Below are 21409 nucleotides of genomic sequence, written 5' to 3' on the forward strand. Positions count from 1 at the left end.
TTCAATTAAATTTCAATAATTTCACAAACCATTTCTATATGGTTCGCTCTGTGAAAAATCTCAAGGTTAGAACAACAAGATTTAAAGATTAAATCGATCTTTGATTGATTTAATTTGTTTGGATTGAAAGCATTCTTTATAAAACTTTTAAATTAAGGATTAATCATGGCTGGATCTACTACCTACGCACTACGCCCTTGGTCTTTTAACACTGGCGATATGTCATTTTTATACAGTCAAGCAACTTTTATTCCGTTGTTTGATTCCCTCGGTAATCCCATTATCAATTGGGATGGTACGACGAGTGCATACCTCTCCAACGGTACACTCATTCCTGGAACTACTAGAGTTGACGCAGCAGGCAACAACCTCAACGTGAACCAGTACGGTGTTTCATACGTCTCAGTAACTGATATTTCTGGACTTAGAAATTTAACTGGTCAAAACAATAATTTAACAGCTGGTCAAACACATTGGGGTCAAGTGAATTTACCTTTCCCAAGAATTGTGGCAGCTGACTTTGGTAACTATTTAAAACCAGCAGATCCAACTACAGGAGTTGGTGGCCCTACGTTAACTGATGTTGGTGGAGCTCAAGTGCAAGCAGTTGACTCGTATGGCTATGCAATGACAGATGCGCTTGGAAACCCGATCTTAACTGCTGGTACTGGTGCATTTACTCTAACTGGTGGCCTGAATCAAAACTTAACGCCAATTGCCACAGCAAACTCTGGATCTGCTTTTGATGTAGCCGCAGCGGCTCAAGCAAACAGTGCTACTTACATTGATTCAGGTGCTTTCTTCGCAAAACAATTCGACTACACCAAGGTTACTTTCGCTACTGACTATTTAACCACTGGTTCTGGCGGATACTCAAGCAATGGTTCACAAGGTCAAGCAACAACAACTCCATTATCTGTTACCCAAGCAAGTGTAGTGGACTATACGCCGCGTATGATCAGTCTTGATACAACAACTGCTGGTGTGACTTTCGCAAAAGATGCCAACGGTAAGATTGTATTTAATGAAGGGGTAGCACAGGTCACTGACTGGGGGCAATTAGATGCAACGACTGGTTTAGGTCAAGTTGATTATCAAAACTTGTCAGGTAATACAGTGGTGACTAATCACAACTTAACTGTGTTCAAGCATGTGTTACAAGGTGGTACATGGGTAGCCACAAAGACGCCATTTACAATTACCAATACTCAAGCTGCATTACATTTTGCTGATGGCTCCGTAGTTATCGATCCTGTTACACACAATCCAATCGTAATTGATGGTTCCAACTTATTAATGGTTGATCCTGTTACTGGTGCAGTTACCCCAACTGCATTTACAAATGGTGCCGCAGCTCACTATTCAAATGGTGTTGCTATCACTGATCCAACTGCATTAAATCCACAAACATTCCAGCCAACCAATGCTCCTATTACTTTAAGTGCAATTGCTGCTCATCAAGAACAGTTCATCGGTGGTATTAACCCAGGTGTTGCTCCAAACAACGGTTACTTTGCATTATTTGGTCAATTCTTTGACCATGGCCTTGATTTTATTGGTAAGGGTGCTCAACAAACTACTGTGAAGATTGCATTAGCAACTTCAGATCCGCTTTATATTGCCCCAGGTAATCCATTGGATGGTTTTGGTGGTCAAGGTAACACTTCCATGACGATTAACCGTGCAAACGTTGCTGGCTTTGATACAACAGGCCCAACTGCTGGTGATCCAAATTATGTCAACCATTCTTCACCTTATATTGATCAGTCACAGACTTATGGTTCAGACAATTCAAAAATCTCTATTCTCCGTGAATGGGTAAGTTCAGATGGTGGCAAAACATTCCACGCAGGTGCTAGTTTATTGGATGGTCATACTGCGCAAACTTGGACAGATGGATTAGGTCAAGTAACTGACTCAACCTTGCCAACCTTAAATGAGCTCCGTGCCCATTTAGTTGCAACTGGTCGTGATGATTTGAACTGGGATGATATCTCTGGCCTCAGAAACCGTGATGCAAGTGGTCATGTAATTACGGGCGCTGGCGCAGGTACCGGCGACGCCATTATTTTAGATATGAACCCGCACTTTGATGCGACACATTTTGCAACTTGGACAACGAAGCCTCCAGTACTCGCTACATTAACTGGTGCAGCTGCTGGAGTGGCTACTGCAACAAACATTATTCAGGCGATTAACGCACAAGCGATTGCTGATAAACTTGCGTTCGCAGCTGGTGGTGGTGTTTACAGTGCAAGCAATCCTGTCGGCACTATTTCTATGGGTAACATCATGATTGGTGCAGGTCCAGGAATGGCCAGCCTTTCAGACATCATTGACTTTGCAACATTCCAACCGAAAGCAGGTTTATCCTCTGCAATGACTGCTTTGGTTAAAGAGTTGTTAATTGAGTCGATTGGTGATCACTACGTTGCTGGTGACGGTCGTGCGAACGAAAACGTTGGTTTAACTTCCATTCACCATGTATGGCACGAAGAGCATAACTATCAAGTAGCGGTGATTGAGCAGTCGATTCAAGATCAAGATACACAAGCTGTAATCAATGGTGATACAAGTCACGATACATTACACAAATGGCAAATCGCTACTGCATTTAAAGATGCAAATGGTAATTATTTGGAAAGCGCTAATGGTGCAATCAACTGGGATTCTGAGAAGATTTTCAACGCTGCAAAAATTACTGTTGAAATGGAATACCAGCACGTTGCAGTGGACCAATATTCAAGATCCGTTACTCCAGATATTCCTGAGTTTGTTGGTTACAACTCTAGCTTAAATGCCAACGTTACCAACGAGTATGGTCAAGTAGCCTTCCGTTTCGGTCACTCAACACTACGTGAAACCATTGACACAATGGATCCTACAGGTGGTTTGTCTGGCAAGATCATGAGCTATGCCCTCAAAGATGCATTCTTAAATCCTGCTCTTTATTCTGAAGTTGGTGCTGGTGCGATTACCCTCGGTATGACCCATCAACAAATGAATGAAGTCGATGAGTTCTTAACTCCAGCGATGAACCAAGGTTTACTCGGTCAACCACTCGACCTCGCTGCAATTAATATTGCTCGTGGCCGTGATATGGGTTTACCAACCTTGAATGATATGAGAGTTGCAATCGGTAAAGCTGCCTATCAGAACTGGTCAGATTTCGGTAGCCACATGTTGCACTCGTCCAATTTAGCTGGCTTTATTGCCGCTTACTCAATGGATGGTGACATTGATCGTGCTAATGCGTTAATCGACGTTTATAACGGCGGTGTTGACAGCGTATATGGTTACACATATCAAAGTGCTAACGATTTCATGACGAATAATCATGACGTCAATCAAGTGGATGCTTGGTTAGGTGGCTTAGCCGAACAACACGTGCTTGGTGGTCTTTTAGGTGAAACTTTCAACTACATCTTCCTTGATCAAATCGAAAGATTGATGGACGGTGATCGCTTCTATTACTTGTATCGATTATCTGGTTTACAGATTAACGAACAGATGGTCAACGAGCAGTTCAAAGATATCGTTGAACGTAATACTGGTTTAACCCATTTGAATGGTAACGTATTCGCCTATGCAGATGCCTACTATGATATGGGTCAACAAGCTTCTTCCTCCAATATTGTTGTTCAAGGTCGTGAACACAAGTATGCTGATGTCATGGCGACTTACGAAGCAGCCAATACTACTGCTCCTCAACAACATGTAGGTATTTATAGTGTTGGTTCAAGCTCTACTGGTGGTGTGAATGCTGAATTAGGTAATGGCGTTATTAAGTCGATCACAACAGTAATTCATAACGATGGTGCCCAAAACTTAACAGTTTCTGACGTTAATAATCAGTTAGCAGGTGCTGTCTTATCAACGATTTCTGAGAAGTATGTTTATGACGTGCGTCCTGATGTGATGCACGGTCAAGCTGCTCTTGATGGCATGCCAGTGTCAGGTGATGGTTCCAATGAGGTATTAGTAGGTACTAACTATGACGATGTTGTCTTCATGGGTGAGGGTGATGATACTGCTTATGGTGATGGTGGCAATGACATCATCTACGGTGGTGGCGGTATGGACAAACTGTATGGTGGTGCCGGTAACGATACGATGTACGGTGGCGAAGGCCCTGACGTGATTGATGGCGGTGCTGGTGATGATGTCATTTTCGGTGACGCATCTGGTACAGCGATGAACGGAACTGACCAGTTAATTGGTGGTTTTGGTAACGATACCATCTACGGTGGTATTGGTATTGATAAAATTTCTGGCGAAGCTGGCGATGATGTGATTTATGGTGGTGCTGATACAGACCCATTCACCCATGCTGGTGATGGTAACGACTACATTGATGGTGGTACAAGTGGTGACTTACTCTGGGGTGATGCTGGAGATGACGTAATTGTTGGTGGTGCTGACCAAGACGTACTCTCTGGTGGTTCTGGTGATGACATTCTTCGTCCAGGTGCTCCTTCACAAGCTTTAGTTGGTGCTGGTGTGGATGAAGTTGTTGGTGGTTTAGGAATTACTACTGAAACTGCGGCTGACATTGGCTTCAATATTATGGACTTGTCAGATTGGGGTGCTGGTGCTCCTGGTGTCGTGGCTGACTTCTCTACACAAGCTGCTCCTGCTGTATCCATCAAAGGAACTGCAACAGACTTCCCAGCATGGTTCCAGATTCAAGGTATTGTGGCAACAGCTAACAATGACACAATCATTGGTGATGATGTTGGTAACTGGTTAATCGGTGGATCTGGTAATGACACAATTAGTGGTGGTGGTGGTAACGACATCATCGTTGGTAATCATGTTCGCTTAGATTCATTAATTGGTAACTATCAAGTTGGTGGTGTTCAAGCGACTTATGATTACACAGCCTTCGATACGGCCACTCATAGAGCTGGTACTGGAGTTTACGGTCAGGGTGGCGTAGCTGCAACTTTAGCAACAACTGGCGACTTGATTGATCAAGCAAATGCAGTAGCTGGATCACATTTGTTTGATAAGCATTTCACTGACATGTTGAAGTCAGCAATGTTTAAAGATACAGTGCTCGGCAATGATATGGTGAATTCAAATGGAACGGGTCTCGGTGCAGATACTGCTGTCTATACTGGTAGATTCCAAGACTATAATTTCAAAGGTGTACTAGTTAATACTTCACATGAAGGTTCATTGCTTGGTATTTTAATTAGTGACAAGATTGCGAGCGTTGGTGGTCAGCAAGTTGACGTTGTGGTCGAAAACGGCGGTACTGCTGGTGGTTCTGACTTGTTAGTTGGTATGACGTATATTCAGTTCTCTGATCAAAGAGTATTGGTTTCTGAATTATTAGGTCCAAGATTTACTAACGTAGTAGCTTCAACGTCCATTAACGAAAACTCAACTGCAACCATTGAGACTTTTGGAGTTTCATTAGCTTCAGGTAACCCACTAAGCGTAAGACTCGGTAATTCCGCTGATGATGCAAACTTCACATTAGTGAATAATGGTAACGGTACTTATTCATTGAAGGCGAACGGTACTGGTCTGAACTATGAGAATCTAACGCACTTTGGTACAACTCCTTATAACGTAGATATTATTGCTACTGATACGGTTTCAGGTGCCTATAACGTGACGAATATCGCCGTATCAGCAATTAACGTGAACGAAGCTGCAACTGGTAGTATTGCGTTGACAGGTGCGTATACAGCTTCTACTGCAGCAGTTGGTTCTTCTGTTGCTGTGACTGTAAATGCGCTCAATGCCTTACTCGACCCTGATCTAGTCAGAGCAGGTGCAACGACTGGTTTAGTAGTTGACCAGCCTCTCAGCAGAGCAAATCCACAACCAGTCAACACGTCTAATCCGTATCAGTGGCAGTCTTCTACCAACGGTACAACTTGGACAAACGTTAATCTTCAAACGAACCCTGCGTTATCTGTAAATTCTGGTAATGCGGTTACCCAGTACCGTACGACTACAAGCTATACAGATGTGTTTGGAACTCACAATTCAACCAATGATACGAAGACTGTTTCTGGTGTAACTATCCTCGGTACCAACAATGCTGTTATAGATAACATTACTGGTTCAGCGAATGCAGATATCATCCTAGGATTTGCTGGTAACGACGTAATTAACGGCTTCCAAGGTGCTGATACAGTCGATGGTGGTGTTGGTACAGACCGCTTGAATCTTGGACTATTAAACGGTGCTTATACAACCGATTTAAGTAATGCCACTGATGCACAATTGACTGGTATTGAGCAAATCTACTCTAGCACTGGTATTGCTGGTGTAGCGCAATTTAATTTGGACCTCAGTAAGCAATCTGAGAACCTATTAATTGATACTACAGGTAATGGTGGAACATTTATTGTTCAGATTGGCGGTGTCGATAAGATTACCGTTGGTACTGGTGTAGAAACCATCTCGACTGGTCGTGCAAACGATACGATCGTAGGTTTTGCAGCTGGTGATACGGTGGATGGTGGTACACAGACAGATACAATCGAAATCAACTCTGCAAGAGATGCTTTAGCAATCTCAGCAGCTGTTAATGCGGCTGTAGTGAACGTTGAAGTCATCTCCGCTGCAAATGCTGCTGCTGGTGTAACTATTGATTTGACGAATCAGACTGAATCGTTTACTTCAATTAATGGTAGCGCTTTTGCTGACATGATTACTGGCGCTACTTCTACTACTAACAAAATCTATGCTGGAGCTGGTAACGATACGATTAATGGTTACTCAAACGCAGCAACAGTAGATGGTGGAGCTGGTACCGATACGATTAAAGTATTCACAACGACTGATGCTTCTAACGTATCTAATGCGACAGCGGCAAGACTATTGAATATCGAAGTATTAGATTTCTCAAGCGTTAATGCTGGTGTAACAGTTCGTATGGCTAACATGGCTAACTCAACTACCCTCAAGTATGTAGGTTCTGGATTTGCTGATACTTTGGCTGCTCATAATACTGCTACAACGAATACTGGTGATACTTTGGTCGGTGGTGCAGGTAATGACTCCCTAGCAGGTGGAACTGGACATGATACTTTTGCATTCGAGACAACTGCAGCAGGTAACGGTTTAGATACTATTACCGGCTTTACTAAAACAGGTGCAGCTTTCGATACGTTGCAAGTTTCATCATTCTTGACGAATTTAAATGCGACGAATGTTTTCAGTAATGGATCATCTACCGCAAACGTAGCTGCTTCTGCATATGACCAACACGTTGTATTGATTAATTCAACAGTTGATTTGTCAAACTCTGCAAACTGGAGTGGTATTTTCGGTAACGGTGCTGGTCATTTAGGTGCTTTCACAAATGATACGCAAAAAGCGGTATTGATTGAAGGTACTACTGGTAACAATACAGGTACTGACAAGATGTACTACGTAAGCTATAGTGGTGGAGCAATGCACGTAGATCAAGTAGCAAGTTTAGTTGGTGTTGGTCAGTTTACAGCTGGCACTGATGTACACGTTGCTTAATCAAGTAGAACGAAGAAGAAATACGTGTAGTACTGAAAAGTTGTAGAAGTCATAAGAAGTCCCTGAAGCAATTCAGGGACTTTTTTATTGGTAAAATAAAAAATAGTCTTTAAATATTAATACTTTGGTCGCTTATGCAAATCCTCTTTATCCATCAAAACTTTCCAGGCCAATTTAAACATATAGCGCAAGCACTCAAAGCAAATCATCAGGTAGTGGCAATAGCTTGCAGCACGGACCGGAAAGTTGTGCAACAAGAATGGTTGGATATTCCAGTACATTACTATCACCCATCACAAGGATCGACTACCGGGGTCCATCCGTGGGCAGCCGACTTTGAAACAAAATTAATTCGTGCACAGGGTGCATTTATAAAGGCACAGGAATTAAAAGCACAAGGATTGATGCCGGATATCATCGTGGCACATCCGGGTTGGGGCGAAAGTCTATTTATCAAACAAGTTTGGCCTACCGCTAAACTTGGCTTGTACGGTGAGTTTTTCTATCATGCAGAAGGGGGCGACGTTAATTTCGATCCTGAGTTTATCGATAGTGACCCATCACTTTCTTGTCGCATTGCTCTTAAAAACACGATTAACCATTTACATTTTCATGAGGCAGAGGCCTCCATTTCCCCAACACAATGGCAAGCGAGCACTTATCCAGAAACCATTCGTAATAAGATGAGCGTGATTCATGATGGGATTGACACTGATTTGTTAAAGCCGAATCCAGATGCTTTTATTTCATTGAAAGTGGGGGGACAGGTCCTGAGGTTTACAAGAGATGATGAAATTATCACTTTTGTGAATCGCAACTTGGAGCCATATCGCGGTTACCATATTTTTATGCGATCCTTGCCAGCGATTCTTGCAGCAAGACCGAAAGCGCATGTATTTATTGTCGGTGGCGATGGCGTCAGTTATGGTGGTAAACCAGCATCAGGCACTTGGAAAGAGAAGTTCTTTGATGAAGTCAAGGATCAACTCGATGTGCAAAGAGTCCATTTCTTCGGCAGTTTAGAGTACGCTGCTTATATCACGGTGATGCAACTCTCCAAAGTACATGTGTATTTAACCTACCCATTTGTTCTCAGTTGGAGCTTAATGGAAGCGATGAGTATGGGGGCCTGTGTGGTTGCTTCAGATACTGCGCCATTACATGAGGTCATTATCGATAATATGACGGGGCGGTTGGTGAATTTTTTCGATTCGCAAGCGCTAGCAAATAGCGTCATCCAACTCTTACAGTATCCTGAACATGCCAAAATCATTGGGCAAAATGCCAGGAATTTTGTCATTGATCATTATGATTTACAGCGTGTCTGTTTGCCAAGACAGTTGCAATGGATTGAGCACTTGTCAAAACAGTAAAAAATAAAAAAATGCTAATTGAAATAAAAACTTAGCAAAAACTATATGAATGTTTTAAATTCTGAATTCAACATAAAAATTCGGTATCATAGAGGGTGAATTACAGTAATACCTAACCAAAGCAATCTCAAAACTTACATAAAATCATATAAAAATGTTCAATTTTCTAAAGGCTCCAGAAGCTAAAAACGAAATCTTAGTTTCCCTTTATAAATTTAAAAGTACTTTTTGGTCTGTGGCTGCCTTTACAGCAGTAATGAATATGCTGTTATTGGTACCTTCTTTTTATATGTTGGAAGTGTATGACAGGGTATTGACTTCCAGAAATGAATACACTTTATTGATGTTAACCGCATTTTTATTGTTTCTTAATTTGCTCTATGCAGGCTTAGAGTCGATTCGTAGTCATACCGTCATTGCGATTGGTAAAAAGATTGATAGTGAACTCAACCAAAGAACCTATACGGCTGCTTTTGAGCAAAACTTAAAACAAAAAGGTGGGAATGCTGGCCAGGCCTTAAACGATCTGACGACGCTGCGCCAATTTGTCACAGGACCAGCCTTGTATGCATTTTTTGATGTACCTTGGTTTCCAATCTATTTGATCGTAATTTTTATCTTTAACTTTTGGTTAGGTGTTTTTTCAACGGTTTGCGTATTGATCGTGTTAACTGTTGCAGTGATTAATGAATCTATTACCAATGAACCTTTGGGTAAAGCAAACAATTTAGCGGTCGCCTCCAGTAATTTAGCTACCAACAACCTGCGAAGTTCAGACGTTTTAGAAACCATGGGTATGTTGCCAGGTATTCGGAAACGTTGGTATGACTTGCACAGTAAATTTTTGACGCTACAAGAAGTCGCTAGTCAAAGATCTTCTAACATGACTTCTCTAACGAAGTTTTTTAGAACGAGCTTCCAGTCTTTAGCTTTAGGCTTTGCGGCTTACCTGGTTCTTGAGAATCTATTGTCACCAGGTATGATGATTGCCGCTAGTATTCTATTAGGCAAAGCCTTAGGTCCGGTAGAAGCCGTGATTGGCGTCTGGCGTCAATGGAGTGGCGTGAAAAGTGCTTATAACCGCTTAGATAAATTATTGGCGGATAACCCCCCAAGAGTGGTTGGTATGAGCTTACCCAAACCAAAAGGATATGTGGAATTGGAAGGTGTGTACGCGGCACCTCCTGGAGTATCCAAGCCAGTGATCAAAAATGTTGCTTTTAAATTAGAACCTGGGGATGTACTTGGTGTGATTGGCGCAAGTGCTTCTGGCAAATCTACCTTGGCTAAAGTGATGGTGGGGTTATGGCCTGGGGCACCAAATTGTGCCAGGTTAGATGGTGCAGATATTTACCGATGGAACAAAGATGAATTAGGTTCTAGCATTGGCTATGTGCCTCAAGATATTGATATGTTCCCTGGTACAGTCAGTGAAAATATTGCTCGTTTTAACGACTTCACGCCTGAGGATGTGATTGAGGCCGCTCAAACTGCGGGTGTGCACGAGATGATTTTACGGTTTCCTCAAGGATACGATACGAAACTCGGCGATGCGACATTCGGTTTGTCAGGTGGTCAAAAGCAACGGATTGCTTTAGCCAGAGCATTGTATGGTAAGCCAAACTTAATCGTATTAGATGAGCCAAATTCGAATTTAGATGACATTGGTGAAGACAGTTTGATTGTGGCGATTAAAAAACTCAAAGAACGCAATGCTACTGTGGTGCTTGTTACCCACCGCGTTAGTATTCTGGCAGTAACCAGTAAACTATTACTATTAGATGATGGAATGATGAAGGCTTTTGGGCCTACGCAAAAGATTATGCAAGACATACAGGATGCACATAAAAAACAATTGGCAACCCAAGACCCGATGGCGATTGAAAACGGTGGAGGACAAGTAGCATGAGTTTTTTAAGCAAAAAGTCCCGAGAAATTACTGTTGAAGAAAAAGCTGAACAGAATATTGCCATTCTGCAGCAAAGACAACAAGAGGCAGCCGTAGATGATTCGAAAGACGAAAAGTATTACGCGCGTTTAGGTTGGCTTTTTTTACTGGTTGGGGTGGGCGGTACTTTCCTTTGGATGACTTTTGCCACTATCGATAAGGGTGTTTCCACCTCTGGTTATGTGATGACGGACTCGAATCGTAAAACGATTCAAGCTCCACTGTCAGGCTTTATTGATGACATTAAAGTCAAAGAGGGTGAGACGGTTACAGCGGGGCAAGTATTGCTGAAGATTAACCCCATTGCTGCCGCATCGCAAGCTCAGGGTACAAAAGAATCGATTCAGGGCTTTGAGGCCACAGCAAGAGCTTTGGAAATCTCCATTCAGCAAAAGAAAAGACAATATGCTTTACTCTCTCAGCAATTAAAGAATATGCAAGAGTTGAGTAAAGATGGTTATATGGCGACGAACAGAGTCCTTGAGTTTGAACGTCAAGAATTGCAACTCAAAACCAGTATCTCGGATGATGAAGGTAACCTGATTCGGACGAGGCAGCAAATTAGTGAAGCAAAAGAACGCTTAAATCCAATGGAATTAGATTTAGCGAATACCGATGTGAAATCCCCGGTTGACGGTCGCGTGGTGAACTTACAAGTCTTTACGAAAGGTGGCGTTGTGTCCCCTGGCGTGCGTTTGATGGAAGTGATTCCAACCAATGATGACTTAATTATTGACGCGCAGTTACCCGTTCATTTAGTGGATAAGGTGCACGAAGGTTTAGAGGTTGAAATGATGTTTACGGCGTTTAACACCAATCGGACTCCGCATATTCCGGGTATTTTGTTATCGATTGCAGCAGACCGGATAGTCGACGAAAAAACTGGTCAACCCTATTACAAAATTCAAGCAAAAGCGACAGAACAAGGTAAAAAATTATTGGGTAGCTATAAAGTACGCCCTGGTATGCCCGTCGATTTATTTGTTAAAACGGGTGAACAATCACCCATGACATATATACTCAAGCCCGTCACAGATCGATTCCACTCAGCTTTGCGGGAAGACTAACCATGCAGCATTGGCGTATGAAGGCTTTAGTAATTTCTTGTGTGGCATTGGCTAGTGTAACGTGCCACGCCTTGACCCTGACGGAAGCCTATGATTTAGCATTAATGAATGATCCGACTTATCGTTCCGCACTCAAAGATTTTGAATCAGGTGCGGCGAATAAGAACATCGGTTTGTCTGCTTTGATGCCGAAGTTGTCTGCAAACTATTACTACTATCAAAATGATACGATGCAGTGGACGAAAGGGGCTAGTGCGAGTGCTACTCAGTCAAAGTACCCCAGTGAAAATGGTTCATTACAACTGACCATGCCTCTCTTTAGTATGGATGCGATTGCGCGTTATCGGCAAGGGCAGTCACAGGCAAATTTTAGTGAAGAAAAGTTCAAATATAACGCACAAGATTTACTCATTCGAGTCACGCAAGCTTACTTAGATACCTTGTTCGCACAGGATTCATTAAAGTTTCAGATGACGGAGCGCGATGCACTCTTAGAGCAGTCAAAACTCATGGAAAAGTTTTTTGTGAATGGCGAAAGTTCTAAAACGGATGTATTAGAAGCTTTAGCGGCGTATCGTGTGTCGATGTCAAAAATCATCGATATTGAATATACCTTGGAAAACAATCGTCGAAAGCTAGTCGACATCATCGGGTATCCAGCAGATAGTAAGGAAATTACCCCACTCGACCGTCAATTTCAGGCATTGCCCATTAAGTTTAGAAGTTTTACAGAGTGGCGTGACGTGACGATGCTTAATAGTCCGCAGATTAAAGCACAAGCATTTCAGACAGAAGTAGCGCTGCGAGAGTATGAAAAAGCGGTTGCTGGTAGATACCCGGTCGTCAATCTCGTTGGTACGCTATCTAGTCAAACCTCTTCTACCTTAACGTCCATTGGTATTGGTTACAACCAAAACTATATTGGGGTACAAGTCAGTGTGCCGATTTACACTGGGGGTGAGAGTGATGCGAGGATAGCCCAAACCTATGCCTCCTATGAAAAGGCGAAAGCAGATTTTGATGCGAATCGTGATCAAACCATTACTGAATTAAAAAAGCAGTACGATATTGTCCAGTCTAGCCTTGAGAAAATTAATGCAGTTAGCTTAGCGGTAGATTCCACGGTAGCCTTAGTCAAAGCCATGCAAAAAAGTGTGCAATTCGGCGAAAGAGCAAACGTTGATTTACTGAACGCGCAAAAATCCTTATCGAACAACAACCGGGATTTAGCCCAGGCAAAATATAATTATTTAATCGCTTTTCTGAAATTAGGTCAATTAAGTGGGACGCTTGATCTAGATCGTTTTCAACAAATCACCAAATACTTTGAAGACCCGACGAGACCGCCGGTTCGTATTGCCATGTTTAAGAAAGAAGAGCCCTCTGATAATAAATTTAATATTGTAGAAAACTTTGATCAAGCTGGAAAAGTAGCTCAGTACGGGGTTGCACCGGCGGTTGCGTCGACGATTGATATGCCCCCTAGCCAAAAGCCTGCCAGTGCTTATAAGAGTCTAGTGACGATTGAGAGTCTAAAAGATAGCTCAAAAGAGTCGCCAGTTACGCCAGCGCCAAGCAGTAAAACTTCGCTAGCAAAGCCAGAATTAGCACCCTCTGCGCCGGTTGTAACAACTATAGCGCCAAGTGCCAAACCGGCCGTTAGTAAAGCAAGTACTGCCAAAACTACACTTTTAAAACCACCGGCACCAGATCCTGAGATTGCGAATTTGGTATATGTACCTGAACCAGTGAAGTATCGAATGTTGGCCTCTGATCCTGCACCCACTCCTATCATCCCCCCAGCTTTGCCGATTTCACCGAAAAGTTCGAAATACTCCTCAGTGAAATCTTTGCAGGAGACGAGCATCGTAGACAAAGTGACGCCAAGCTTCGAAGAGGTCAAACCCATCAAGCCAGCTTTTAAAAAGACCATTGATATTATCCCAATTGATCAAATTCCTTAAGGTGAACTTGGATCGATTGCCATGACGTGACGGTGGGTGTTACCCCGTCTGATTGAAGGGGATGGTAGTTACTAAAAACATCGACGAAAAAAAAGCCGCGTAAGCGGCTTTTTCAGCAGACAAAGTAATGAATTACTTAGCAGCAGGTGCTGGAGCAGCAGCATCTTTAACAGCTTCAGCAGCATCTTTAGTTGCTTCAGCAGCAGGAGCAGCAGGAGCTTCAGCAGCAGGAGCTGCAGCAGGAGCTTCAGCAGGCTTTTCTGTTTTGCTGCAAGCAGCGATAGTTAATGCGAATAGTGCTGCAAGTAATAGTGACTTGTTCATTTGAATAATCCTTTATTAATATTAAAAATACAGTAATTACCGGTAATTATTGTTGGATAAAAAATAACCCAAATAGAATTATAGCGAAAAGATATTTCATTACTGTAAATAGGTGTGATTTTGGTGAATTAAATTTTATGATGCGAAAATTTACTCACTCGCCGCATAAGCTCCTAATTCAAACCAACCATCTAAGTAACCTTCATACACCGGTTCGAACATTGAGGCGTAGGATAAAAATCTTCTACATTGCTTCGGCGAAAAGCCCCGTTGATGGGCAAATAGTAGCCAAGATTCAAAGGCATCCGATTTTTTATCTAAATAAGTGAGTAAGGCACCGTTACAAAATAAGTAATCCCCGCTGATGTTCAGGCGAGTTTGTGGATGCACTACCAGTCCTTCTTGCACAATCACTTTTCTAAACTGTGCTTCACTCAAGGGTTCAAAGGGTGGTGAGAACACAACGGTAGGTTTGGGTTCACTCAGGATTTCGCCTAAGGTGAATTCAAGCAATTCTTCTAACTCTTGCCCATGCCACGGCAGTTCATGGAAGCGATGTTTGACGGATTGAATCACGGGTGAAGGAATCTTCGCCGGACGATCGGTCGCAATCTGACCCGCATCGGTTAACAGATCTGAAAGGCTTAAATCATCTTCTAATTGATCCGCTAAACGCCAGAGCGTCTCTTGAATCAGTTCACGGTAACTTGGCGCTCTAAAGCCCACTGACCAGGTTTGCGTGCCTGGATCTAGGGCTACACCATTGTGGGCTATTTGTGGTGGTAAATACAACATATCGCCAGGTTCCAGCACCCATTCATCCGTGGGATTAAAGTTTTCAAGGATTTTTAATGGTAAATCCTCAATGAAGCCTTTATCAGGATTGCTTTGGATTTCCCATTTACGACGGCCAGACATCTGAATTAAAAATACATCATAAGAGTCAAGATGTGGACCAACGCCACCCCCAGGACCGGCAATACTGACCATTAAATCATCGAGACGGTAGTCTGGAATGAAACGGAACCAAGACAACACTTTGGCCGCGGCTGGATGCCAGCCTTCCATTCCTTGGATCAACATCGTCCAATTTTTTTCAGTAATTTTAGGAATGCCACGAGTTTTTTGTGGCCCGTGTTTAAGGCGCCAAGGCTTACTTTGGATCAGTCTTGACTCTACTAAGTCATGCGTGGCGAGATCATTGAGTTCAGCTGGACTAATGGGACTTTGCAAATCTGGCGTGAGGCCAAAGGCGGGAATAGCACCCCTAACTAGTAGGGGCTTTTTTTGCCAGTAATCACGCATGAATTCACTTGGCGTAAGGTTACCTAGTAAGGCCCAGGGATCACGCAGTGGCAGGGGAAATGGAGGAGTTGGGGGAGTGTAGGGTAGTTTCAAGTAAAATATCTTTAATGATGAAAATTGAAAAAAATACTGTCGTATCGTTAATATACCGTCTAACTGATGCGCAAGACAATCTTATTGAAGAATCTTCTGATCCAATGGTCTATCTCCATGGTGGATACGCTGGCACTTTTCCGAAAATTGAAGAGTTGTTAGAAGGTCAGGAAATTGGTTTTGAAACCAGAGTTCAGCTTGAACCGCATGACGCTTTTGGCGAATATGATGCGGAACTCTTAAGAATTGAGAATCGTGATCGTTTCCCAGAGCCTCTAGAAGTAGGCATGCAGTTTGAAGGAATTCCGAATACTGAGGAAGAGGAAGAAAACGCTGAATTTGCCGATCTTGAAGAGGAAGAAGATCTCGATTCTTTAATCTATACGATTACCGATTTAGCGGAAGATCGGGTCGTTTTAGATGCCAATCATCCGCTAGCGGGAATGGCTATTCGGTTTTGGCTACAAGTCACTGATACGCGTCCTGCATCGCCAGAAGAAATTGAAAATGGTCGTGCGGATGATCAAATTGGACTACAAGTCGATCAATTTGACGATGAAGATGACGAGAATTTAGATGATCTTTTACCTCCGGATTTAGATCGTCCGGGTACTTTGCACTAATCAATTCAAGGAGTCGGATTAGAAGCTAATCGATAGTTAAGGTCTTTGAGTTGCTCGCCAAAGCATTGGGTCGTAAAATTAAAATTAGTAGAAATTTTTTAAGGATTAGATGAAACCCTCGCATGCTCTAGAGTCGAATCGTATTGCTATTCGTGCTGTTGTGGAGCGTCATCGCGCTCGAAATGCTCGTGTATTTGGTTCAGTCCTTCACGGAAATGATTCTGAAGGCAGTGATTTAGACATATTAATCGACCCAACCCCTGATACTACAATGTTTGATATTGGTGCCATTAGGCATGAGTTATTAATATTACTTGGCGTTCCTGTGGACGTTCTTACGCCGAATGCTTTGCCAGATCGATTCAGAGACCAAGTTATTTCTGAAGCGAAGCTCATATGAATAATCAAGAGCAACGACTGTCCGATTATTTGGAACATATTTTGGAGTCAATTGAGCGAATTGAAAGTTACGTAGCTGATATTGACGAGGTGGGTTTTTTGAAAAACAAGTTAGTTCAAGACGCTGTGATTCGTAATTTTGAAATAATTGGTGAAGCGAGCAACAATATTGAAAAGCGTTATCCCGAATTTGTGGAGGCTCACCCTGAGTTGCCGCTTTCGTCAGCATATCAAATGCGTAATGCATTGGCTCACGGTTATTTTAAGGTAGATTTTGAAGTGGTTTGGAAGACCATTTGCAATGATTTACCCGAACTGTATAAGATGGTAAAACATGCTTCCGCTTGAGCTTTTAAAGATTTAAGTAGTAAAAAGTAGAACTCAAAATAAGTTCTTATCCTTTCAGTCTAGTTTAGATTTAATCTTCTTTCTATGTAATTTAAATGAAGGTTAGTTGAGTAAATTCTTCAACTGATACAGTGCCTCTAAAGCTTGCTTGGGACTCAAGGAATCGGGGTCAAGTTCTTTGATGGCGATTTCCAATTCACTGGGTTCTTGGTCTAGTTGATCTTGTGCAAAATAGTTCTCAAGAGAATCTGAACTTGTTACTTCATGGGTAGTCTGAGCAAATAAATCGGCTTGTGAACTCGAGCCTTCCGCGGCACTTTGCGCCTCTAATTGGCTTAATTTTTTCCTGGCTTGCACAATCACCGATTTGGGTACACCCGCTAAACTAGCGACTTGTAAGCCATAACTTTGACTAGCATGTCCTGGTTTGACTTGGTGTAAGAAAATGAGATTTTTCCCTTGCTCCATCGCTGATAAGTGGACATTGGTACATTGCGAGTAATTTGCTGGGAGGCTTGCAAGCTCTAAATAGTGGGTCGCAAACAAACAATAACTTTGATTTTGCTCAAGTAAATGTTTGGCAATGGACCAGGCCAAGGCTAAGCCATCAAACGTCGAAGTACCCCGGCCAATCTCATCCATTAACACTAAACTATTGGGTGTGGCACGGTGCAAAATCCCTGCCGCTTCGGTCATTTCTACCATGAAGGTTGACCTGCCGCTTGCTAAATCATCGGAGGCGCCAATTCTGGTAAAAATTTGATCAATCGGACCAATCACCGCCTTGCTAGCAGGTACATAAGACCCGAGGTAGGCTAGTAGGGTAATCAAGGCCACTTGGCGCATATAGGTCGATTTACCACCCATGTTCGGACCTGTGATCATCAACATGCGTCGTGTTTGATTAAACACACAATCATTGCCACTAAAGGACAGAGACTTTTTAGCGAGTTGGGCTTCAACGACCGGGTGGCGACCATTCTCAATTTGCACGATGCCCTGCGTTACTAACTCGGGTTTGACCCAATTTAAGACCCGTGCTTTGACCGCAAAGGAACATAACATGTCAATGTGGGCGAGGGCTTTAGCAATCGTTTGAATTCTGGGCACATCGCTTTGTAAGCGCTCCACCAACTCATCAAATAATTGACGCTCTAGCGCAAAACTTTTCTCCTTCGCGGATAAGGCTTTATCTTCAAAAGCTTTTAACTCTGGAGTGATGTAGCGCTCAGCATTTTTGAGGGTTTGGCGACGCAGGTAATCTAGAGGTACTTTATCGGTTTGACCGTGCGTCACTTCAATAAAAAAGCCGTGCACTTTATTAAATTCCACCCGTAAGGTATTAATGCCGGTACGAGCCCGCTCCCGTCCTTCTAGATCAATTAAAAACTGTCCTGTGTTCACACTGAGGAGGCGTAATTCATCTAAGGTGGCATCATAGCCATCCGCAATCACACCGCCTTCTCGAAGAATCGCCGCGGGCTCCGGTAGGATGGCTTGCTGGAGTAGTTCTGAAAGTTCAGTAGGAGTGTTTAAATCATTGGTCAGCTGACTCAGTAAAGAGTCCTCTTGGGGTAAAGAGCGAAGTAATTCTTGGGCGTGAGGAAGGATTTGTAGCGTATCTCTTAAACTCGCTAAATCACGTGGGCGAATCGTTTTCAGGGCAATGCGGCTTGCAATACGTTCGATATCAGCAATTTGCTTTAAAAAGCTGCGAATTTCTTGTAAAACAAAATACTCACTTAGTAAAAGCTCAATCGCTTGATGGCGTTTAGCTGTCTCGACTTGCGAGCGTAAGGGATGGTGGATACAGTGCCGTAATAAACGTGAACCCATCGGGTTTTCGCAGGCATCAAGTAAGGAAAATAGGGTTGGATCACTCTCACCGCGGAGGGTTTGCGTTAACTCTAAATTCCGCCGCGTTGCTGCGTCCATACTGATAAACGATTGATGATTTTCGACCACGCAGGTCGGTATGTGCGGCAGCTTCCCTTCCCAACCCAAACCTTGCGTATAAGCAGCAAAGGAGAGGAGAGCGGAGACGGCCGTAAAGGCAAGTATGTGCTCACTCGGGTTATCAATCCCAATAGCTTGTAAATCTGGTAAGTTTAACAGTTGCGTTAAGCGGCTTTTACCTTCATCCGCATTCCAGATCCACGCAGGCACGAGTCCTTTATCAGGGGAGACGAGTGCAGGGATATCTTCAGTAAGGCCTGAGAGCAACTCTGCCTGCTCTTCCATACAAAGCCACTGAGCAGGACTAATCCTCGCAATATGTTGGGCAAAGTCAACTTGGGGGCAAGTAGTGATTCGTAGGTCACCACTGGCTAAAGTAAGCCACGCAATCCCGACCTGTTGCTGATGTACAAAGCACGCCATCAAAGTAGCATCTTGACGCTCACTTAGCAAGGCCTTATCGGTGAGTGTCCCTGGCGTGAGGATCCGCATCACTTGGCGCTCAACTGGACCTTTACTGGTCGCTGGATCGCCTACTTGCTCACAAATAGCGACGCTTTGACCTGCTTGAATGAGTTTGGCTAAATATTGCTCGGCAGAGTGATAAGGCACACCCGCCATTTTGATCGGAGCGCCATTCGAGGCGCCTCGTTGGGTGAGGGTAATGCCCAAAATCCGTGAAGCAATGACGGCATCCTCGAAAAACAATTCATAAAAATCACCCATTCTAAAAAATAGTAAGGCATGAGGATTTTGCGCTTTGATGCGCAAAAACTGTTGCATGGCAGGGGAGTGACCAGCAAATGCATCTGACATAACAATCAGTTCTTTAACCAGTCACGTAGCTGATGAATCTCTTTTTCAATCTCAGGCGAAGAGGCTTCATTTTTGATATGTTGAGACTGCTCTAACAAATGAATCTTTGCTTCCAATTCCAAGGTCACATCAATCAAACTCTTCATCGCCAGTGACATCGGGTCATCTGCTTCGGGCGTAATCCCGTAAGCTGAGAATTGCGCTTGTGAACTAGGATTGGAAACACTTGGTAATTCTGCTTTGATAATGCGTGCGGGGATACCCACCGCGGTGGCGCCAGCAGGGACTTCTTTGAGGACGACGGCATTGGAACCCACTCTGGCGCCATCACCAATCGTAAAGCCACCCAAGACTTTTGCGCCAGCACTAATAACCACTTTAGAGCCTAAGGTTGGATGCCGTTTAGCCCCCTTGTATAAAGAAGTGCCGCCAAGTGTCACCCCTTGATAAATGGTGCAATCATCGCCAATTTCGGTTGTCTCACCAATGACTACGCCTAGACCGTGATCGATAAACACCCGTTTACCAATCTTCGCCCCAGGGTGAATCTCAATACCGGTAAAAAAACGGGCTAGATGAGCACAAAACCGGGCTAGCCATTTGAGACCGATGGTCCATAAAAAATGATTTAACCGGTGCAGAGCAATCGCGTGTAAACCCGGATAGCAGGTAATCACCTCTAAGCGATGTCTAGCTGCCGGATCACGAGCAATGATGGAATCTACGGTTTCGAATATTTTGAAGGGCATAAGCTATTTTACTGCTTTTGGCTTTTTAAGAGCATTTGCTTGGCAATACCCCTAATTAAATCTACTTCCTCTTTTTCGAGTTCAGCTCTGTCAAACAGGGCGCGTAATCGTTCCATGAGTTTCTTGGGATGCTTTGGATCTAAAAACTCGATGGCCTCTAAACCACTTTTCAAATGCTCCATGGCCGCATTGACAGCACCAATGCTTGCCTTCTCTCGCCCGAGTTGAGCGCTGTTGTGCACAGAGGTCTGAATCAGCCCTTGCTGAATTTGTGCTTGACGTAATGCATAGGCACAAATCATGACTGCTTGGGCTAGATTGAGAGAAGAGTAGGCTGGGTTGGCATCAATCCACACCCGGTGGGTACAGTATTGCAAGTCCTCGTTTTCTAGGCCGGTTCGCTCTGTACCAAATAAATAAGCGATGGACTGACCATTCTCTAAGGCTTGCAGCGCCATTTGACAAGCTTGTGGCAGGGAGATGGCGGGTGGACCAAATTCACGATCGCGGGCGGTTAAACCGAATACGAGCGGGAGTGATTCGCAGGCTACCTGCAAATCTTTGACAACGGTTAAGCTCTGCAATAGATCCTCAGCGCCACTCGCTAGGGCAATTGCCTCGGCACTCGCTGAGGCATTGGGATCTTTGGGGTTCACCAACACGAGCTCATTAAAACCCATTGTTTTGAGAGCCCGGGCAGCCGAACCAACATTACCGTTATGCGAAGTTTGGTGCAATATCCAATGGACTGAGCTCATTTTTTTATCTAGTGAAAGCGATAACTTGATTGTAACAACGAATGTTTTGACGTTCGAGCTAGCACTAGCCTGATTGCTCAGGCCGTTTTATGGGCCACTGCATTTGAATCAAGTTGGCTTTTCAGGTAAAAGTAGTTAAAATGTCAAATTAGTTGGAAATAACTCACCAACCTGCTCTTTACCAATTTGCGC

13 protein-coding genes are annotated in these 21409 nt (G+C 43.4%); 8 read left to right on the forward strand and 5 right to left on the reverse strand.

Annotated features, from left to right (window positions below; all coding sequences use genetic code 11):
- Nucleotides 1–165 precede the first annotated feature (165 nt).
- The 5 genes from B8983_RS01880 (at nucleotide 166) to B8983_RS01900 (ending at nucleotide 13846) form a co-directional block, all read left to right on the forward strand.
- Entirely contained in the window at nucleotides 166–7494 is a 7329-nt protein-coding gene (locus tag B8983_RS01880) for a peroxidase family protein (RefSeq protein WP_084282154.1), read from the forward strand.
- Between the two features lie 134 nt (nucleotides 7495–7628).
- On the forward strand, nucleotides 7629–8867 hold the full coding sequence (locus B8983_RS01885; RefSeq protein ID WP_084282155.1) for a glycosyltransferase: 1239 nt from the start codon (nucleotides 7629–7631) through the stop codon (nucleotides 8865–8867).
- A gap of 154 nt (nucleotides 8868–9021) precedes the next feature.
- On the forward strand, nucleotides 9022–10776 hold the full coding sequence (locus B8983_RS01890) for a type I secretion system permease/ATPase (protein WP_084282156.1): 1755 nt from the start codon (nucleotides 9022–9024) through the stop codon (nucleotides 10774–10776).
- Complete coding sequence (locus B8983_RS01895; RefSeq protein ID WP_084282157.1) at nucleotides 10773–11882, forward strand: beta-barrel domain-containing protein; 1110 nt, start codon at nucleotides 10773–10775, stop codon at nucleotides 11880–11882. The genes B8983_RS01890 and B8983_RS01895 overlap by 4 nt, the downstream gene beginning before the upstream one ends.
- A 2-nt stretch (nucleotides 11883–11884) precedes the next feature.
- Nucleotides 11885–13846 carry a TolC family outer membrane protein gene (locus B8983_RS01900; protein WP_084282158.1) on the forward strand — a complete coding sequence of 654 codons (1962 nt, stop codon included), beginning with the start codon at nucleotides 11885–11887 and terminating at the stop codon, nucleotides 13844–13846.
- A 132-nt stretch (nucleotides 13847–13978) separates the two neighbouring features.
- Here B8983_RS01900 and B8983_RS01905 read toward each other — a convergent pair whose 3' ends face one another.
- Together B8983_RS01905 and B8983_RS01910 are read right to left on the reverse strand one after the other, a co-directional pair.
- Complete coding sequence (locus B8983_RS01905; RefSeq protein ID WP_084282159.1) at nucleotides 13979–14170, reverse strand: hypothetical protein; 192 nt, start codon at nucleotides 14168–14170, stop codon at nucleotides 13979–13981.
- A gap of 150 nt (nucleotides 14171–14320) precedes the next feature.
- A complete protein-coding gene (locus B8983_RS01910; RefSeq protein ID WP_234986847.1) occupies nucleotides 14321–15568 on the reverse strand; it encodes a cupin domain-containing protein in 1248 nt (415 codons plus the stop codon).
- A 17-nt stretch (nucleotides 15569–15585) separates the two neighbouring features.
- Between B8983_RS01910 and B8983_RS01915 the strand changes: the two genes are divergently transcribed.
- The 3 genes from B8983_RS01915 to B8983_RS01925 all read left to right on the forward strand — a co-directional run bounded on the left by B8983_RS01915 (nucleotide 15586) and on the right by B8983_RS01925 (nucleotide 16938).
- On the forward strand, nucleotides 15586–16191 hold the full coding sequence (locus B8983_RS01915; RefSeq protein WP_084282202.1) for an FKBP-type peptidyl-prolyl cis-trans isomerase: 606 nt from the start codon (nucleotides 15586–15588) through the stop codon (nucleotides 16189–16191).
- Between the two features lie 109 nt (nucleotides 16192–16300).
- A complete protein-coding gene (locus B8983_RS01920) occupies nucleotides 16301–16591 on the forward strand; it encodes a nucleotidyltransferase family protein (RefSeq protein ID WP_084282161.1) in 291 nt (96 codons plus the stop codon).
- Entirely contained in the window at nucleotides 16588–16938 is a 351-nt protein-coding gene (locus tag B8983_RS01925) for a HepT-like ribonuclease domain-containing protein (RefSeq protein WP_084282162.1), read from the forward strand. The genes B8983_RS01920 and B8983_RS01925 overlap by 4 nt, the downstream gene beginning before the upstream one ends.
- 102 nt (nucleotides 16939–17040) lie before the next feature.
- On the opposite strand, the gene mutS is transcribed toward B8983_RS01925, so the two are convergent.
- From mutS to B8983_RS01940, 3 genes are read right to left on the reverse strand one after another with little or no spacing between them, the layout of a single operon-like run.
- Complete coding sequence (mutS, locus tag B8983_RS01930) at nucleotides 17041–19710, reverse strand: DNA mismatch repair protein MutS (RefSeq protein WP_084282163.1); 2670 nt, start codon at nucleotides 19708–19710, stop codon at nucleotides 17041–17043.
- Between the two features lie 5 nt (nucleotides 19711–19715).
- Entirely contained in the window at nucleotides 19716–20459 is a 744-nt protein-coding gene (gene cysE / locus B8983_RS01935; RefSeq protein ID WP_084282164.1) for a serine O-acetyltransferase, read from the reverse strand.
- An 8-nt stretch (nucleotides 20460–20467) separates the two neighbouring features.
- Nucleotides 20468–21217 (reverse strand): RNA methyltransferase, encoded by a 750-nt coding sequence (locus tag B8983_RS01940; RefSeq protein WP_084282165.1) that lies wholly within the window; start codon nucleotides 21215–21217, stop codon nucleotides 20468–20470.
- Between the last annotated feature and the right edge of the window lie 192 nt (nucleotides 21218–21409).

The organism is Polynucleobacter kasalickyi, assembly GCF_900176405.1.
Classification (GTDB): Bacteria; Pseudomonadota; Gammaproteobacteria; order Burkholderiales; family Burkholderiaceae; genus Polynucleobacter; species Polynucleobacter kasalickyi.

Bases quoted from the DNA above. Each gene is read 5' to 3' on its own strand.
- B8983_RS01905 (WP_084282159.1), bottom strand. From the start codon at position 14,170: ATGAACAAGTCACTATTACTTGCAGCACTATTCGCATTAACTATCGCT.
- mutS (WP_084282163.1), bottom strand. From the start codon at position 19,710: ATGTCAGATGCATTTGCTGGTCACTCCCCTGCCATGCAACAGTTTTTG.
- cysE (WP_084282164.1), bottom strand. From the start codon at position 20,459: ATGCCCTTCAAAATATTCGAAACCGTAGATTCCATCATTGCTCGTGAT.
- B8983_RS01940 (WP_084282165.1), bottom strand. From the start codon at position 21,217: ATGAGCTCAGTCCATTGGATATTGCACCAAACTTCGCATAACGGTAAT.
- B8983_RS01895 (WP_084282157.1), top strand. From the start codon at position 10,773: ATGAGTTTTTTAAGCAAAAAGTCCCGAGAAATTACTGTTGAAGAAAAA.
- B8983_RS01920 (WP_084282161.1), top strand. From the start codon at position 16,301: ATGAAACCCTCGCATGCTCTAGAGTCGAATCGTATTGCTATTCGTGCT.
- B8983_RS01925 (WP_084282162.1), top strand. From the start codon at position 16,588: ATGAATAATCAAGAGCAACGACTGTCCGATTATTTGGAACATATTTTG.
- B8983_RS01915 (WP_084282202.1), top strand. From the start codon at position 15,586: ATGAAAATTGAAAAAAATACTGTCGTATCGTTAATATACCGTCTAACT.
- B8983_RS01890 (WP_084282156.1), top strand. From the start codon at position 9,022: ATGTTCAATTTTCTAAAGGCTCCAGAAGCTAAAAACGAAATCTTAGTT.
- B8983_RS01900 (WP_084282158.1), top strand. From the start codon at position 11,885: ATGCAGCATTGGCGTATGAAGGCTTTAGTAATTTCTTGTGTGGCATTG.
- B8983_RS01880 (WP_084282154.1), top strand. From the start codon at position 166: ATGGCTGGATCTACTACCTACGCACTACGCCCTTGGTCTTTTAACACT.
- B8983_RS01885 (WP_084282155.1), top strand. From the start codon at position 7,629: ATGCAAATCCTCTTTATCCATCAAAACTTTCCAGGCCAATTTAAACAT.